This window comes from Gilliamella sp. B3783 (genome assembly GCF_026536125.1).
Taxonomy (GTDB): Bacteria; Pseudomonadota; Gammaproteobacteria; order Enterobacterales; family Orbaceae; genus Gilliamella.
In genome coordinates, this window is record NZ_JAFNOU010000009.1 from 1 (window position 1) to 15714 (window position 15714).

Annotated in this window: 14 protein-coding genes and 1 rRNA gene; 4 read left to right on the forward strand and 11 right to left on the reverse strand. The window is 36.5% G+C overall.

Going from position 1 to position 15714, the window contains the following annotated elements:
- A 16S ribosomal RNA gene (locus tag J3U59_RS09800) occupies positions 1–350 on the reverse strand; the annotation flags it as partial.
- Positions 351–735: 385 nt separating this feature from the next.
- Complete coding sequence (gene murI, locus J3U59_RS09805; protein ID WP_267334190.1) at positions 736–1563, reverse strand: glutamate racemase; 828 nt, start codon at positions 1561–1563, stop codon at positions 736–738.
- 199 nt (positions 1564–1762) lie between these two features.
- Between murI and metK the strand changes: the two genes are divergently transcribed.
- From metK to J3U59_RS09825, 4 genes are read left to right on the forward strand one after another with little or no spacing between them, the layout of a single operon-like run.
- Positions 1763–2914 (forward strand): methionine adenosyltransferase, encoded by a 1152-nt coding sequence (gene metK, locus J3U59_RS09810; protein ID WP_267334189.1) that lies wholly within the window; start codon positions 1763–1765, stop codon positions 2912–2914.
- The gene (locus J3U59_RS09815; protein ID WP_267334188.1) at positions 2898–3401 is read left to right on the forward strand and encodes a SprT family zinc-dependent metalloprotease; all 504 of its coding nucleotides are present in this window, start codon (positions 2898–2900) and stop codon (positions 3399–3401) included. The genes metK and J3U59_RS09815 overlap by 17 nt, the downstream gene beginning before the upstream one ends.
- Before the next feature lie 8 nt (positions 3402–3409).
- A complete protein-coding gene (locus J3U59_RS09820; RefSeq protein ID WP_267334187.1) occupies positions 3410–4027 on the forward strand; it encodes a hypothetical protein in 618 nt (205 codons plus the stop codon).
- Positions 4021–4863, forward strand: a complete 843-nt coding sequence (locus tag J3U59_RS09825; RefSeq protein ID WP_267334186.1) for a 23S rRNA (adenine(2030)-N(6))-methyltransferase RlmJ — start codon at positions 4021–4023, stop codon at positions 4861–4863. Before J3U59_RS09820 ends, J3U59_RS09825 begins: the two co-directional genes overlap by 7 nt.
- 75 nt (positions 4864–4938) lie before the next feature.
- Here the strand turns inward: J3U59_RS09825 and J3U59_RS09830 are convergent, their stop codons facing one another.
- The 9 genes from J3U59_RS09830 to plsX all read right to left on the reverse strand — a co-directional run bounded on the left by J3U59_RS09830 (position 4939) and on the right by plsX (position 15706).
- The gene (locus J3U59_RS09830) at positions 4939–5307 is read right to left on the reverse strand and encodes a diacylglycerol kinase (protein ID WP_141671541.1); all 369 of its coding nucleotides are present in this window, start codon (positions 5305–5307) and stop codon (positions 4939–4941) included.
- A 21-nt stretch (positions 5308–5328) separates the two neighbouring features.
- The gene (gene accA / locus J3U59_RS09835) at positions 5329–6288 is read right to left on the reverse strand and encodes an acetyl-CoA carboxylase carboxyl transferase subunit alpha (protein ID WP_267334185.1); all 960 of its coding nucleotides are present in this window, start codon (positions 6286–6288) and stop codon (positions 5329–5331) included.
- A 236-nt stretch (positions 6289–6524) separates the two neighbouring features.
- Complete coding sequence (gene dnaE, locus J3U59_RS09840) at positions 6525–10004, reverse strand: DNA polymerase III subunit alpha (RefSeq protein WP_267334184.1); 3480 nt, start codon at positions 10002–10004, stop codon at positions 6525–6527.
- A 190-nt stretch (positions 10005–10194) separates the two neighbouring features.
- Complete coding sequence (gene fabF / locus J3U59_RS09845; protein WP_267334183.1) at positions 10195–11439, reverse strand: beta-ketoacyl-ACP synthase II; 1245 nt, start codon at positions 11437–11439, stop codon at positions 10195–10197.
- Positions 11440–11594: 155 nt separating this feature from the next.
- Positions 11595–11828, reverse strand: a complete 234-nt coding sequence (gene acpP / locus J3U59_RS09850; protein ID WP_034948180.1) for an acyl carrier protein — start codon at positions 11826–11828, stop codon at positions 11595–11597.
- A gap of 150 nt (positions 11829–11978) precedes the next feature.
- The gene (gene fabG / locus J3U59_RS09855; protein ID WP_065634142.1) at positions 11979–12713 is read right to left on the reverse strand and encodes a 3-oxoacyl-ACP reductase FabG; all 735 of its coding nucleotides are present in this window, start codon (positions 12711–12713) and stop codon (positions 11979–11981) included.
- An 18-nt stretch (positions 12714–12731) separates the two neighbouring features.
- On the reverse strand, positions 12732–13667 hold the full coding sequence (fabD, locus tag J3U59_RS09860; protein WP_267334182.1) for an ACP S-malonyltransferase: 936 nt from the start codon (positions 13665–13667) through the stop codon (positions 12732–12734).
- Positions 13668–13701: 34 nt separating this feature from the next.
- The gene (locus tag J3U59_RS09865) at positions 13702–14655 is read right to left on the reverse strand and encodes a beta-ketoacyl-ACP synthase III (protein WP_065634140.1); all 954 of its coding nucleotides are present in this window, start codon (positions 14653–14655) and stop codon (positions 13702–13704) included.
- A gap of 4 nt (positions 14656–14659) precedes the next feature.
- Entirely contained in the window at positions 14660–15706 is a 1047-nt protein-coding gene (gene plsX, locus J3U59_RS09870; protein ID WP_267334181.1) for a phosphate acyltransferase PlsX, read from the reverse strand.
- Positions 15707–15714: the final 8 nt, after the last annotated feature.

Genomic DNA, 15714 nt, shown 5'->3' on the forward strand with positions numbered 1-15714 from the left:
CTGCCTCCCGTAGGAGTCTGGACCGTGTCTCAGTTCCAGTGTGGCTGGTCATCCTCTCAGACCAGCTAGAGATCGTCGCCTTGGTAAGCCCTTACCCCACCAACTAGCTAATCCCATATGGGTTCATCAAATGGCGCATGGCCCGAAGGTCCCATGCTTTGGTCTCTCAACGTTATGCGGTATTAGCAGTCGTTTCCAACTGTTGTCCCCCTCCATTCGGCAGATCCCCATACCTTACTCACCCGTCCGCCACTCGTCATCAAGTGCAAGCACTCATGTTACCGTTCGACTTGCATGTGTTAAGCCTGCCGCCAGCGTTCAATCTGAGCCATGATCAAACTCTTCAATTTAAAGTTTGATGCTCAATAACTGTCTCTGACATATTCAAATGAATCTTCAGTGTCACTTATCAAGACTTAATTTTTTCAGTCCGTAGACTTTTAATTTCTTCGTCTCGCAAGTGCCCACACAGATTGTCTGTTTCTTCTTTTTAAAGAGCTGACAGCGTTAAATTTAACCAAACATTTTGTTGTTTTAGTTTGCTGTCTCAAGGGCTGCGTATACTACGCTACACCTTTTTATTCGTCAAGATCTTTTTTCAATATTTTTGATCTTGCTCTCTAACACGTTCTTCGTTTGTTTTTCACTAACGCCGTGTCAGTGGATGCGCATTATAGGCACTTCATTTTTTTTATCAAGCAAAAAAACATGATCTTTTAATTGTTCGAATAAGCTTTAAACACTCAAAACATTAATGCATTGATATCGTTGAAGATTATATTGAGCTAATTTGCTAGTTAATTTTTCAACATATTGATTAAGCGCTGTGCTAACAATAATATTCTCTTCATTTAGTGATAAATTACTATCAATCAATTTGCCTTTTTCATGAAGTAATTCATATACACGCATAGCAATTGCATTACCAGAGTCAATAAAAGTAGCGTGAGGAAAAATTACCTGCAACTCTTCTTTGATAAAAGGATAATGTGTACATCCCAATACAATAGTATCAGGGCAAACCGATAAACTTAGCCAAGGCTGTAATAACTGTTTAAGTTGCGGCATATTAACTGCCATACCTTGCAGTTTATTCTCTGCAATCTGTGCTAGTTCAGATAGCCCAAGTAATTCAACTTTACAATCAGGTGCAAACTGTTTAATCAAATTGTTTGTATAGGCTCTTTGAACTGTTGCTTTGGTTGCTAATAGCCCTATACATTTATTTTTAGTCATTTGACTAGCTGGTTTAATAGCTGGCACGACGCCAACAATCGGAAAAGAAAATTTAGCACGTAAACTAGGTAAACATATGGTACTTGCTGTATTACAAGCAATAACCGCTAAATCAATAGTATATAATTTGCTAATGTTATCAATAACATTAATTACTCTATCAATAAGAAACTGTTCTGATTTATCTCCGTAAGGGAACATTTCATTATCAAATGCATAGATATAGTGTAGATTAGGCATCTTTTTGTAGATTTCATTATAGACAGATAACCCACCGATACCCGAATCAAATATTAATATTGTTGGAGATTGTCTCGCTATGCTCATATTAAATAAAGATTAGGAAATTAAATCGACATTATCCTAAATTGAATAAAAATTTATGCAAGTAATTTTGTTTAAGGTAATACTGGCTTTTTTACTCATAAATTATTAAAATAGACGTCTAGATGGTAAAACTGCTAAAATAGAATACATCTCATCGCATATCAAGTATTGCATTTAATAAGTTAAAAGAAGGTATATCATGTCAGAATTTTTATTTACTTCAGAATCTGTTTCAGAAGGTCATCCAGATAAAATCGCCGATCAAATATCTGATGCAGTGCTTGATGCTATTTTAAAGCAAGATCCAAAAGCAAGAGTAGCTTGTGAAACTTATGTTAAAACTGGCATGGCTTTAGTCGGTGGAGAGATAACGACATCTGCTTGGGTAGATATTGAAGAGTTGACTCGCAAAACTATTCATGACATCGGATATACTAGCTCAGAAATGGGGTTTGATGCCAATTCATGTGCGGTACTCAATGCTATTGGTAAACAATCACCAGATATAAACCAAGGTGTCGATCGCAAAGATCCTCTTGAACAAGGTGCAGGTGATCAAGGCATTATGTTTGGTTATGCTACCAATGAAATGCCAAATTTAATGCCTGCAGCAATTAGTTATGCACATGATTTAATGCGTCGTCAGGCAGAAGTCAGAAAAAATGGAACGCTCCCATGGTTACGCCCTGATGCTAAAAGTCAAGTCACATTAATCTATCAAAATGGTCAGATAAAAGGCGTTGATACAGTAGTTTTATCAACCCAGCATTCAGAAGGTATTGAACAAAAAGCAATACAAGAAGCAGTAATGGAAGAAATCATTAAACCAACATTGCCTGCCAAATGGTTAACATCAAGAACCAAATACTTTATTAATCCTACGGGTCGATTTGTTATCGGTGGTCCAATGGGGGATTGTGGATTAACGGGTCGTAAGATTATTGTCGATACTTATGGTGGAGCTGCACGTCATGGCGGAGGCGCATTTTCAGGAAAAGATCCATCTAAAGTTGATCGTTCAGCTGCATATGCTGCTCGGTATGTTGCTAAAAATATTGTTGCAGCAGGGCTTGCCGATAAATGTGAATTACAAATATCGTACGCAATAGGCGTTGCAAATCCAACATCGATTTATGTCAATACTTTTGGCACAGAAAAGATTGATCATGATAAAATAGTGAATTTAATCAAAGAATTTTTTGATTTAAGACCTTATGGATTGATTCAAATGCTTGATTTGATTCAGCCAATTTATCAACAAACTGCTAGTTATGGCCATTTTGGTCGTGATATTTTCCCATGGGAAAAAACAGATAAAGCTACATTACTTCGCGATGCCGCAGGATTATAGACGAATACCCATTTTATTACATAATAAAGTCATGGCTTGTTTAAGGGAAAACCTAAGACAAGCCAGCCTTATTTTACACACCGTATTTCCTGAACCTAAAGTAATGTATAAAGTTAAAGGAAGTATTGCCGGTAGCGCACTGTTAACACGCTGGGAAATACAGCTTAATTCAATAATGTTAACTGACAATGGTGATACATTTATTGATGAAGTCGTTCCTCATGAACTTGCTCATCTACTGGTGTTTAAAACATTTGGTAAAGTTAAACCTCATGGCAAAGAGTGGCAATATATGATGTCTGAAGTATTAGGTAAATTACCAAAAGTAACCCATAACTTTACAATAAAGCGCAATAGCTATATGTATCGTTGTAATTGCCAAATCCACCATTTAACTAAAATCAGACATAATAAAATCCAAAACAATAAAACTAGTTATTTATGCCAAAAATGCGGTAGTATACTTAAACAAGTTATTCCAATTTAGACCATTAGATGTGTAAACTCGATTTTCATTTTTATAAAAGTTCATTCTTTATTCTTTTCTTAGGTGTGTTTCTTTATATTTTCGGTAATTTTTATATCCCTCTATATAATGGGTTAACAGTTACACTTATTGAACACCTACAATCTCTCTTTTTATTATTTATGTGTGGTTATACGTTTTATTATGCAAAACGCGTACAACATCATGCTACCTTATATAAATTCTGGATTTGGACAATCTTTTGGTGGATTATGCTTTTTGGACGAGGAATAAGTTGGGGGCGTGATTTTTATCCTGACGTTCCACGTTTTTATTATAAAATCATTGCAGCTATTGTAATGGGTATACCATTACTGACGACTTTCTTACCAACAATCCGCAAAGAAATAGCACGGCGTTATAAATTTGAAAGTATTCCTTTTTGGCATATCTTTTTCGCATTTCTTTTTTTGGGAATTGCAGATATCGCAGAGCACCATCGTATGGGACACGAATTTTTAGTATTAACTCGAGAACGTAAAGATTTGATTGAAGAATTAATGGAAATTCCTTGCCTGCTCTGTATAGCATTAACAACTTTCTATATGCAAACAAATGAACAAAAAAGGTTGAGTAAATCATGTTAAGTTATCGTCATAGCTATCATGCTGGTAATCATGCAGATGTGTTAAAACATATTGTTTTAACCTTGTGTCTTGAATCGTTAAAAGAAAAAGAAAAATCGATTTTATATTTAGATACGCACTCTGGTGCTGGCCGTTATTTATTACAAAGCGAGCATGCTGAAAAAACGGGTGAATATTTATCAGGAATAAATTTAGTTTGGCAACAAACAGCTATACCAGAAGCTCTTACTCCGTATATTTCAGTGTTAAAACGATATAATCCTTTTGATACTTTGAAATATTATCCAGGTTCTCCTTTAATTGCTAAACAACTATTAAGAGAACAAGATAAATTGAATTTAACTGAATTACACCCAAGTGACTATCCTTTATTAAAGCAAGAATTTGCAAAGGATAAGCGCGCTAAGGTATTACGTGAAGATGGTTTTTTGCAATTAAAATCTAAATTACCACCACAATCACGTCGCGGCATTATTCTAATCGATCCATCTTACGAAATAAAAGAAGACTATCAAAAAATTCCAACAGCAATTTATGAGGCTTATAAACGTTTTGCAACTGGAGTTTATTTGATTTGGTATCCGGTTGTGTCAAGAACACAAACCCAAAAAATGATAGATGGAATTGTAAATTTAGGAATGAAACGAATATCGCAATTTGAACTAGCATTAAGACCGGATAACAATCACAAAGGAATGACTGCATCAGGCATGATTGTCATCAATCCACCTTGGAAATTGCATGAGCAAATGCAAACAATCTTACCGTGGCTATCCAATATTCTTGATACAGATAAAACGGGCAATATACTGATTAAAAAATTAGTGACAGAATAAATTGCCGGGTTAATAAACAAAATGCGAGGTTTTCTCGCATTTTAAATAATTATAAAGAAAATGTTAAAACTGAAATTATGGAAAAAAATGGCATGCAAATAAATAGATCCATAAAATAATAGTTAATAATAAAGATAAAAATACCGCTGCTGAACCGTAATCTTTAGCTCGACCTGATAACTCATGCCTTTCCTTGCCTATACGATCAACAACACACTCAATTGCACTATTAATCAGTTCAACAATCATGACTACACCAATCGAGCCAAGTAATAAAATACGTTCATAAATTGAAAAATCGATTAGCATTACAATAATATAAGCTACTATTAATAAAATTAATTCTTGCCGAAATGCAGCTTCATACCTAATAGCCGATTTAAAGCCTTTTAAAGAATATTTAGTTGCATTAAAAATACGTTGTAAACCTGTCGATTTTTCCATCATAGCATTCCAAATTTAAAATTATCTAACATATCCGTAATTCATTAGCCTTTGAAATCTTCTCTCCAATAAAACCGACTCATCCATATTTTCAAGCTCTTCAAGATCATTTAGTAGCTGTTTTTTCAATGAAGTAGCTACTGTACTATAATCACGATGCGCACCGCCAAGAGGTTCAGGCACAATAGAATCAATAAGATTTAATTTAAGTAATTTATCAGCTGTCATATTCATAGCTTCAGCAGCAACTGATGCCTTATCTGCGCTTTTCCATAATATAGAAGCACAGCCTTCAGGAGAAATCACAGAATAGGTACTGTACTGTAGCATATTCACTTTATCTGCAACACCAATAGCCAGTGCGCCGCCAGATCCACCTTCACCAATTACAGTACAAATTGTTGGCACTTTTAAACGTGACATTTCACGTAGGTTACGCGCTATGGCTTCAGCTTGACCTCGTTCTTCTGCACCAATCCCAGGATAAGCACCGGGTGTATCGATAAAAGTAATAATAGGTAATTTAAAGCGTTCAGCCAATTGCATCAGCCTTAATGCTTTACGATATCCTTCCGGAGCAGGCATACCAAAATTACGATATATTTTTTGTTTGGTCTCACGACCTTTTTGATGGCCAATAACCATAACAGCACGATCATCAATACGTGCAATTCCACCTACAATAGCTTTATCATCAGCATAAGCACGATCACCAGCTAATTCATCAAAATCAGTGAAAATCTCTTTAATATAATCTAATGTATACGGTCGGTTTGGATGCCGAGCTAGTTGTGCAACATCCCAAGGGGACAAGTTTGCAAATATTTTTTTAGTTAATTCACGACTTTTTTGATTTAACTGTTTAATTTCTTTATCTAAATTGATATCTAATTCCACTTGTTGTGAATCAATATTCTTTAAGGAATTAATTTTTGCTTCTAATTCCGCTATCGGCTTTTCAAATTCCAAAAAATTGCTCATAACGATTATGATTGCCTCTTGTGTTATTTGTATTTCCTAAAAAATACACTACTAAATACAGTATACTGACTATTTCTTAAGATAAAATTAAGCCAATTCTACTATGTAATACGCATTAAAGTCACCAATATTTATTTCAGTAAGCTTTAAGATATATTAAAATCATTTTACCTAATTCTATTGATATAAATTTTATTCTGAGTAGTTGATGAAAATGCATCACTGATATATATGGGCTATTCGAACTCAAATTCAATACGCTCATTTCCAAGTAATGTTTTCAACTCTACGATTAAAGCATCTTCAGGAACTATACGCCAAGTTGTTCCAAATTGGATCCGAACGACCGAATCATCTCGATGATAATAAAGATTAACCGGTACACTTCCATGTCGATAAGGTTCTAAAATCTGTTGTAAACGCTGTAATATCGAACGATTAGCTTCAGCTTCAGTTAATGTAATAGCCAAGCCCTTAACATATTTAGCTCGAGCATCTTTCAAATCAACAATATCGCGAACAGACATCTTTAGTCCACCATTAAAATCATCGGGGCTAACTTGTCCTGACACTATCAGAATTTTATCTTTAACTAAAAGATGCCCAAACTTTTCTAAAGAATCGGAAAATAACATACCATCGATTCGACCAGAACGATCATCTAAAGTAAATAGACCAATTTTATTGCCTTTTTTGGTAATTCTAACTCTTGCATCAGCAACTATTCCTGCGAAGGTTGCTGTCTTTCCCCAACCAGTTGGCGCAGCTTCACTAATGCGTACGCCACCGGCATAACGATTGAGTTCTTTTAAATATTGCGTAACCGGATGGCCGGTTAGATAAAGTCCTAAAGCATCTCTTTCGCCATCAAGTAATACTTGAGCGGGTAATTCTGGTACTGCTGCATAAGCATGTTCAACTTGTTCAGGCTCTTCAGCTAATACGCCAAACATATCTTCTTGGCCAATATTTTGCGCTTTGGTATATTGCTCAGCTGCCTGCATTGCATCACTAATACTATGTAAAATTGCTGCCCGATGCGGTCCTAATTTATCAAAAGCACCGGCCATAGTTAGCTTTTCTAATACACGTCGATTGATTTTTTTCATATCTGTGCGCGCGCACAGTTCAAAAATATTTTTAAAATAGCCCCCACTATTACGAGCTTCAACAATTGCTTCAATTGGCCCTTCACCAACGCCTTTTATTGCACCAATGCCATAAACAATTTCGCCTTTGTCATTCACATGAAAATGGTACAAACCGCTGTTAATATCTGGAGGATTAACTTTTAGTCCCATTCGTAAGCATTCATCAACCAAGCCCACAATTTTATCGGTATTATCCATATCTGCTGTCATAACAGCTGCCATGAATTCAGCTGGATAATGGGTTTTCAGCCATAAAGTTTGGTAAGACACCAGTGCATAGGCGGCAGAGTGTGATTTATTAAAACCATAACCAGCAAACTTTTCAACCAAATCAAAAATATGCATTGAAAGTTCACCATCCACACCTTGTTTCTCAGCGCCTTCTTTAAAAACAGAACGTTGTTTAGCCATCTCTTCTGGTTTCTTTTTACCCATAGCACGACGCAGTAGATCAGCACCGCCTAAGGTATAACCGGACAAAGTTTGTGCTATTTGCATGACCTGTTCTTGATATAAAATAATCCCATAAGTTGGCTCTAAAATAGGTTTTAATGACTCATGTTGATATTTTATATCGGGATAAGAAACATCTTCTCGCCCATGTTTACGATCGATAAAATTGTCTACCATTCCTGACTGTAAAGGTCCCGGGCGAAATAATGCTACTAAAGCAATCATATCCTCAAAACAGTCTGGTTTTAAGCGCCGAATTAAATCTTTCATGCCACGCGATTCTAGCTGAAATACTGCGGTTGTTTCAGCTTTCAACAATAAATCGAAAGAGTCTTTATCATCCAGAGGAATGCGCGTAATATCAACAAGTTCTTTCCCTTCTCTAATCTGACGTTCATTAATCATTTTGATCGCCCAATCAATAATGGTTAATGTGCGCAATCCTAAGAAATCAAACTTAACTAAGCCAGCATATTCAACATCATTTTTATCAAATTGAGTAACAGGATGATGCCCTTCGGGATCACAATAAATAGGTGAAAAATCGGTAATTTTTGTTGGTGAAATCACAACACCACCCGCATGTTTACCTGCATTGCGAGTTACGCCTTCTAATTGACGAGCAATATCAATTAGCGACTTAATTTCCTCGTTATTATCATATAATTCTTGTAATTGTGGCTCAATTTCGAATGCTTTAGCCAGTGTCATACCTGGATCTAAAGGAATCAATTTAGAAATACGATCGACAAACCCATAAGGATGGCCAAGCACTCGCCCAACATCTCGAATTACAGCTTTAGCTGCCATTGTACCAAAAGTAATAATCTGTGAAACCGCATCACGACCATACATATCAGCAACGTGATCAATAACCAAATCACGTTTTTCCATGCAAAAATCGACATCAAAGTCAGGCATTGATACACGTTCGGGATTTAAAAAACGTTCAAAAAGTAAGTCAAAGGCTAGCGGATCTAAATCTGTTATTTTTAATGCATAAGCCACTAATGAACCCGCTCCCGAACCTCGACCTGGGCCAACTGGAATATCATTATCTTTTGACCATTGAATAAACTCCATCACAATCAAAAAATAACCGGGAAAACCCATTTGATTAATAACATTAAGTTCAGTTTCTAAACGCTCATCATATTCTGCTCGTTTTTGTGCTCTAATATCTGGATCAGGAAAAAGAAACTTTAGTCGTTCTTCAAGGCCTTCACGTGATTTATAGACTAGAAAATCTTCAGTAGACATATCCCCTGTTGGAAATTTAGGTAAAAAATATTCACCCAAACGTATAGTCACATTGCAACGCTTAGCTATTTCTACACTATTTTCTAAAGCCTCAGGAATATCTGAAAACAACTCACACATTTCCTGCTCATTACGCAGGTACTGTTCTGGTGAATAGTTCTTAGGACGATTAGGATCTTCAAGAGTGTTGCCATCATGTATCGCTACGCGAATTTCATGGGCCTCAAAATCAGAAGGTTGTAAAAAACGAACATCATTGGTCGCAACAACCGGCAACATATATTGTTCAGCAAGTTTTACTGCGCTATGAATAAACAACTCTTCGTTGTTACGTTTAGTACGAACTAACTCAAAATAAAAGTGATCATGAAAATTTTCTTTATAAAAATTGATAGCGTTATCGATTATAGACTCATTATTACGAATAATACCTATACCAATATCACTTTCCCGCCCAGCCAAAATTATAAGTCCGGTACGATATTGAGCTAACCACTGCTGATCAACAACTGGCATATCACCGATATATCCCCTTTCATAAGCTTTAGATATAAGTAATGTCAGATTTTTGTAACCTTCATTATTAGCAGCGAGTAGCGTTAATCGATAAATATCATCCGGTAATTGTGAGCTTCTGATTGCTAAATCAGCACCAATAATCGGCTTAATTCCTTTTGCCATCGCAGATCCATAAAACTTAACCAAACCACAAAGATTGGTAAAGTCGGTAATAGCAAAAGCAGGCATATGCAACTGGCTAACCTCATTAACCAGTGTCCCCACTTTAGCGATACCATCAACCATTGAAAAGTCACTATGTAGATGAAGATGAATAAACTTAGGCTCTGTCATATTTATCAGAAATAATTATGCTAAAAAATTGTTAGCGATTATATCACAAGCAATAGCAATATTCTTATTCTGTTTATCAACATGTTTTGTTTGAATTGAAAAAAGAAGGAATCTTTTGAATAACGTTGATCGATGAAAATGATTAAACTTATACCACCGATAATCTAATTTATCGGTGGGTAGAGATCAATTAAATTTTCTTAAATAACACTGAACCATTAGTTCCGCCAAAACCAAACGAATTACAAAGTGCATATTCTAAGTTTTTAACTTGACGAGCGGTATGCGGTACATAATCTAGATCACATCCATCATCAGGATTATCTAAATTAATTGTTGGAGGCACAGCCTGATCGCGTAATGCCAATACCGTAAAAATAGACTCAACAGCACCCGCAGCGCCTAGTAAATGACCAATCATTGATTTAGTTGAACTTACCATTACTTTGTTGGCATTTTCTTTAAAAATGCTTTTAACTGCTTGTGTTTCTGCTTTATCACCAGCTGGCGTTGATGTACCATGAGCATTAATATAGCCCACTTGCTCAGGTGTTATTCCTGCATCTCGAATAGCACATTTCATGGCTAATGCTGCCCCACTACCATCTTCTGGTGGTGAAGTCATATGATAAGCATCAGCACTCATACCAAAGCCGACAACTTCTGCATAAATTTTTGCACCGCGTTTTTTAGCATGCTCATACTCTTCTAAAAACATAATGCCAGCACCATCACCCAGTACAAAACCATCACGATCTTTATCCCATGGTCGACTTGCCGCTTTAGGATTATCATTATTAGTTGATAATGCACGCGCTGCACCAAAACCGCCAATACCAAGCGGTGTACTCGCTTTTTCACCGCCACCAGCAAGCATACCATCAGCATCACCATAGGCTATCATACGTGCTGCATGACCAATATTGTGTACGCCTGAAGAACAAGCTGTTGCAATTGTAATACTTGGTCCTTTTAATCCATAAATAATCGATAAATGACCAGCTATCATATTCACTATGGTAGAAGGAACAAAAAACGGACTAATTTTACGCGGGCCACCATTAATTAAAGCACTATGATTTTCTTCAATTAATCCAAGTCCACCAATGCCTGAACCAATAGCACAACCAATACGTTCTGCATTTTCTTCCGAAATTTCAATACCCGCATCTTGCATTGCTTGTATACCAGCAGCAATGCCATATTGGATAAAATAGTCCATTTTACGAGCATCTTTACGTGAAATATTATAATCTTCGCCATTAAAATTTTTAACCATAGCGGCGAAGCGCGTTGCGAAAGGGGCAGTATCAAAGTGTTCTATTAGTTCAACACCACTTTGTCCAGCTAAAAGTGCTTGCCAAGTGGATTCAACTGTATTACCTACTGGAGATATCATGCCCATTCCGGTGACAACAACTCTGCGTTTAGACACATTGTCCTCCAGAAAAGGATTGAAATGAAATTTGAATCATTGAAAATTTTATGTTGAGTTTTCAATACATGAATATTAATTTTTATATAAAAATTAAAGATATAAATACAAACTAGGCGATCATTTGACCGCCTATTATGAAAACTCTGCTAACCTTATTGATTCGCAGTAATATAATCAATTGCTGATTGTACAGTTGTAATCTTTTCAGCTTCTTCATCAGGAATTTCAGTATCGAATTCTTCTTCTAAAGCCATAACTAATTCAACTGTATCAAGAGAGTCAGCGCCAAGATCTTCAACAAAAGAAGATTCATTCTTAACTTCTTCCTCTTTCACACCAAGTTGCTCAACAATAATTTTCTTAACTCGCTCTTCAATAGTGCTCATACTCTTTTTTTTCCTATAAATATCGCCAAAAGCGGCGGTGAATGTAAGTTTATAAAATGTTGAAAAAGATGCAAATCATTTTTCAACCCAATTGCTTATTTTTTGCTCAAAAAGTCAAAATATTGGCTTATTCTACACTATTCTGATCAATTACACCATATACATGCCACCATTGACATGTAAAGTTTCACCAGTAATATAAGATGCTTCATCGGAAGCCAAGAATGCAACAGCATTGGCTATTTCTGATGGCTCTCCTAATCGTCCAGCTGGCACTTGTGCTAACGTCACGGCTTTTTGCTCATCGGTTAATGCTTCAGTCATATCTGTTGCAATAAATCCAGGCGCTACCACATTAACCGTAATACCTCGAGATGCAACTTCACGAGCTAATGATTTACTAAAACCAATTAATCCTGCTTTAGCTGCCGCATAGTTAGCTTGCCCTGCATTACCCATTGTACCAACAACAGAACCGATTGTAATAATTCGTCCATAACGTTTTTTCATCATAGATCGCATTAAAGCTTTAGATAGACGGAACACTGAAGTTAAATTGGTATCTAAAATAGATTGCCACTCTTCTTCTTTCATTCGCATTAATAAATTATCACGAGTGATACCAGCATTATTCACTAAAATATCAATATCACCAAATTCAGTTTTAATAGCATTAATGACAGATTCAATCGATGCTTCGTCAGTCACATTTAAAGCAAAACCTTTGCCATGTGTACCTAAATATTGACTGATTGCTTCAGCACCTTTTTCTGTTGTTGCAGTGCCAATAACAGTTGCACCACAAGCAACTAACTTTTCAGCAATCGCTTTACCTATCCCGCGACTTGCACCAGTAACTAAAGCAATTTTTCCTGATAGGTTCATAACTACCCCTTTTATCTTCTATTTAGTATTTTCTATTGCAACATCTAATGACGCTTTATCATTGACAGCACATGCTGATAACGAATCAACAATACGTTTAGCCAATCCAGTTAGTACTTTACCTGGCCCTATTTCAACTAACAGTGTTACACCTTGTTTCGCCATTTGCTCAACAGTTTCTGTCCAGCGAACAGGGCTATAAAGCTGCGCAATTAATGCGGCTTTAATTTTTTCTGCTGAGGATTCAATCTTAACATCAACGTTATTAATAACCGCAAATTTTGGCGTGTTGAAAGTAATTTCATTCAAGGTAATAGCTAATTTTTCGGCCGCGGGTTTCATTAACTCACAATGGGAAGGAACACTAACAGCTAATGGTAAAGCACGTTTAGCACCTGCTTCTTTGCAAAGTACGCCAGCGCGCTCTACAGCTTCTTTATTACCGGCAATAACAACTTGTCCTGGTGAATTAAAATTGACAGGCGCAACAACTTGGCCTTGCGATGCTTGTTCACACGCTTTACTTATTGACTCATTATCTAAACCGATAATGGCATACATCGCACCAGTTCCTGTTGGTACAGCCTCTTGCATAAGTTTGCCACGTAATTCAACTAATTTAATTGCATCTTTAAAATCAATCACGCCAGCACATACCAATGCCGAATATTCACCTAAACTATGTCCTGCCATAAATTCAGGTTGTGCACCATTAACACTTTGCCAAACTCTAAACGTAGCAACTGAAGCAGCTAATAAAGCTGGTTGTGTTTGCCATGTTTTGTTCAGTTCCTCAACTGGACCTTGTTGTACCAATGCCCATAAATCGTAACCTAATACTTGTGACGCTTCGTCAAAAGTAGATTTTACAATTGGATAATTGTCAGCAAGATCTTTTAACATACCGACGGCTTGTGAACCTTGTCCTGGAAAAACCATTGCAAATTTGGTCATTTTTAAATCCTTGAATACTCAAAATAATTTTTGTTTAAAATCTAACGAGCGCAGAGCCCCAAACAAAACCGCCACCAAAAGCTTCTAATAAGATTAGTTGGCCTCGCTTAATACGGCCATCTCGCACACCTGTATCTAATGCACAAGGGACCGATGCGGCTGAAGTGTTGCCTTGTTTATCTAAAGTAACAATAACTTTACTTAAATCCATATCTAAACGTTTTGCTGTGGCTGAAATAATTCTTAAATTTGCTTGATGTGGTACTAACCAATCTAAATCGGATTTATTAAAGGAATTTTCTGTTAGTAATTCATCGACTAAATTTGAAAGCTCTTTGACAGCAATTTTAAATACATCATTGCCTTGCATAGTCATATAAACGGGATCATTCATATCACGGCGATCAACATAAGGATATTTTAATAACTCGCCGTAACGACCATCAGCATGAAGATGTGAAGCAATAATCCCTGGTTCTTGAGAAGCACCAACCACAACAGCACCGGCACCATCGCCAAAAATGATAATTGTTCCACGATCTGTTGGATCGACACCACGAGTTAGCATGTCCGAACCAACCACTAATGCATATTTAATTGCACCACTTTTTATATATTTATCGGCAATATCAAGTGCATAGACGAACCCTGAACATGCAGCAGAAACATCAAAAGCAATGACATCTCCGATAGCTAACTTTGCTTGCAGTTCGGTGGCTGAGCTAGGAAAAGCATTCACTGAAGTTGCGGTGGCAACTATAATCATACCTATCTCATTTTTATCAATCTTTGCCATTTCAATAGCATTTAAAGACGCTTCATAAGCCATAGAAGTTACTGTTTCGTCTGGTGCTGCAATGCGTCGTTCTTTTATTCCTGTTCGTGTTGTGATCCATTCATCACTGGTATCGACCATTTTTTCAAGATCGGCATTGGTTCTTATCTGTTTTGGAAGATAACTCCCTGTTCCTAATATCTTTGTATACATCTAATTATTCGCTCTTAGGTAGTACGGAAGAAAGGCTGCTTGCAATCTTCTCAGGTATATTGGTTTGGATAGCCAAAATAGCTTGTTCTATTGCTGCAAAGAATGATTTTTGATTAGCGCTACCATGACTTTTAATCACAATGCTTTGAAGCCCAAGCAAACATGCGCCATTATATCGTCCGGGATCTAAATAACCAAAATTTTTAGACACCTTTCTTTGTAACCACTTACTTAATAGTTTCATTAATAATGAATTATGGCCAATAGATAGCTTAAATGAAGACATGAAAATTTTAAGTAAACCTTCTACTGTTTTTAATGTCACATTACCCACAAAGCCATCACAGACTAGTACATCGGTTTTACCAGTTAAAAGCTCGTTACCTTCTAAATAGCCGATATAATTAATATTATCATTCGATTTTAAAATCGCTGCTGCAGCACGTATTTTATCCAAACCTTTTGTATCTTCTTCACCAATATTAAGTAAAGCAACTCTGGGATGATCAATTTTAAGCACTGTTTTGGCTAAGATTTGCCCCATTATGGCAAATTGCACTAACATATCACTATCACACTGAGCATTAGCACCTAAATCCAATACTACTGTATTTTGATTATTTAATGCAGGAATGATGGCAACTAATGCAGGACGGTCAATACCAACTAGTGCATGTAATAATAGCTTAGACAGTCCCATTAATGCACCAGTATTACCAGCGCTAACGCAAGCTTGAGCTTGGTTATTTTTAACCAATTCTAGCGCTATTCTCATTGATGAGCCATGGCTATGCCGGATGGCATAAGCAGGTTTCATATCATTAGCAATAACAGATGTTGATTCGATCAACATTAGTCGATGGTCTTGTTGATATTGCTTGACAAACTTTGCATTTTCTTTAGATAAAAAAAGACTAATTTCTGCCGGATCACCCACCAGAAAAATAGAGAGATTTGGATAACAATTTAGTGCTTGTATTGCAGCAGGAACAATCACACGAGGACCAAAGTCCCCGCTCATAGCATCTAACGCAATGGTTAGATTATCCAAAATGTCAC

What these genes read in the sequence shown, in the direction of transcription:
- murI (WP_267334190.1), bottom strand. Translation starts at nt 1,563, where the DNA reads ATGAGCATAGCGAGACAATCTCCAACAATATTAATATTTGATTCGGGT.
- J3U59_RS09865 (WP_065634140.1), bottom strand. Translation starts at nt 14,655, where the DNA reads ATGTATACAAAGATATTAGGAACAGGGAGTTATCTTCCAAAACAGATA.
- accA (WP_267334185.1), bottom strand. Translation starts at nt 6,288, where the DNA reads ATGAGCAATTTTTTGGAATTTGAAAAGCCGATAGCGGAATTAGAAGCA.
- J3U59_RS09815 (WP_267334188.1), top strand. Translation starts at nt 2,898, where the DNA reads ATGCCGCAGGATTATAGACGAATACCCATTTTATTACATAATAAAGTC.
- J3U59_RS09830 (WP_141671541.1), bottom strand. Translation starts at nt 5,307, where the DNA reads ATGGAAAAATCGACAGGTTTACAACGTATTTTTAATGCAACTAAATAT.
- metK (WP_267334189.1), top strand. Translation starts at nt 1,763, where the DNA reads ATGTCAGAATTTTTATTTACTTCAGAATCTGTTTCAGAAGGTCATCCA.
- fabG (WP_065634142.1), bottom strand. Translation starts at nt 12,713, where the DNA reads ATGAACCTATCAGGAAAAATTGCTTTAGTTACTGGTGCAAGTCGCGGG.
- J3U59_RS09825 (WP_267334186.1), top strand. Translation starts at nt 4,021, where the DNA reads ATGTTAAGTTATCGTCATAGCTATCATGCTGGTAATCATGCAGATGTG.
- dnaE (WP_267334184.1), bottom strand. Translation starts at nt 10,004, where the DNA reads ATGACAGAGCCTAAGTTTATTCATCTTCATCTACATAGTGACTTTTCA.
- J3U59_RS09820 (WP_267334187.1), top strand. Translation starts at nt 3,410, where the DNA reads ATGTGTAAACTCGATTTTCATTTTTATAAAAGTTCATTCTTTATTCTT.
- acpP (WP_034948180.1), bottom strand. Translation starts at nt 11,828, where the DNA reads ATGAGCACTATTGAAGAGCGAGTTAAGAAAATTATTGTTGAGCAACTT.
- fabD (WP_267334182.1), bottom strand. Translation starts at nt 13,667, where the DNA reads ATGACCAAATTTGCAATGGTTTTTCCAGGACAAGGTTCACAAGCCGTC.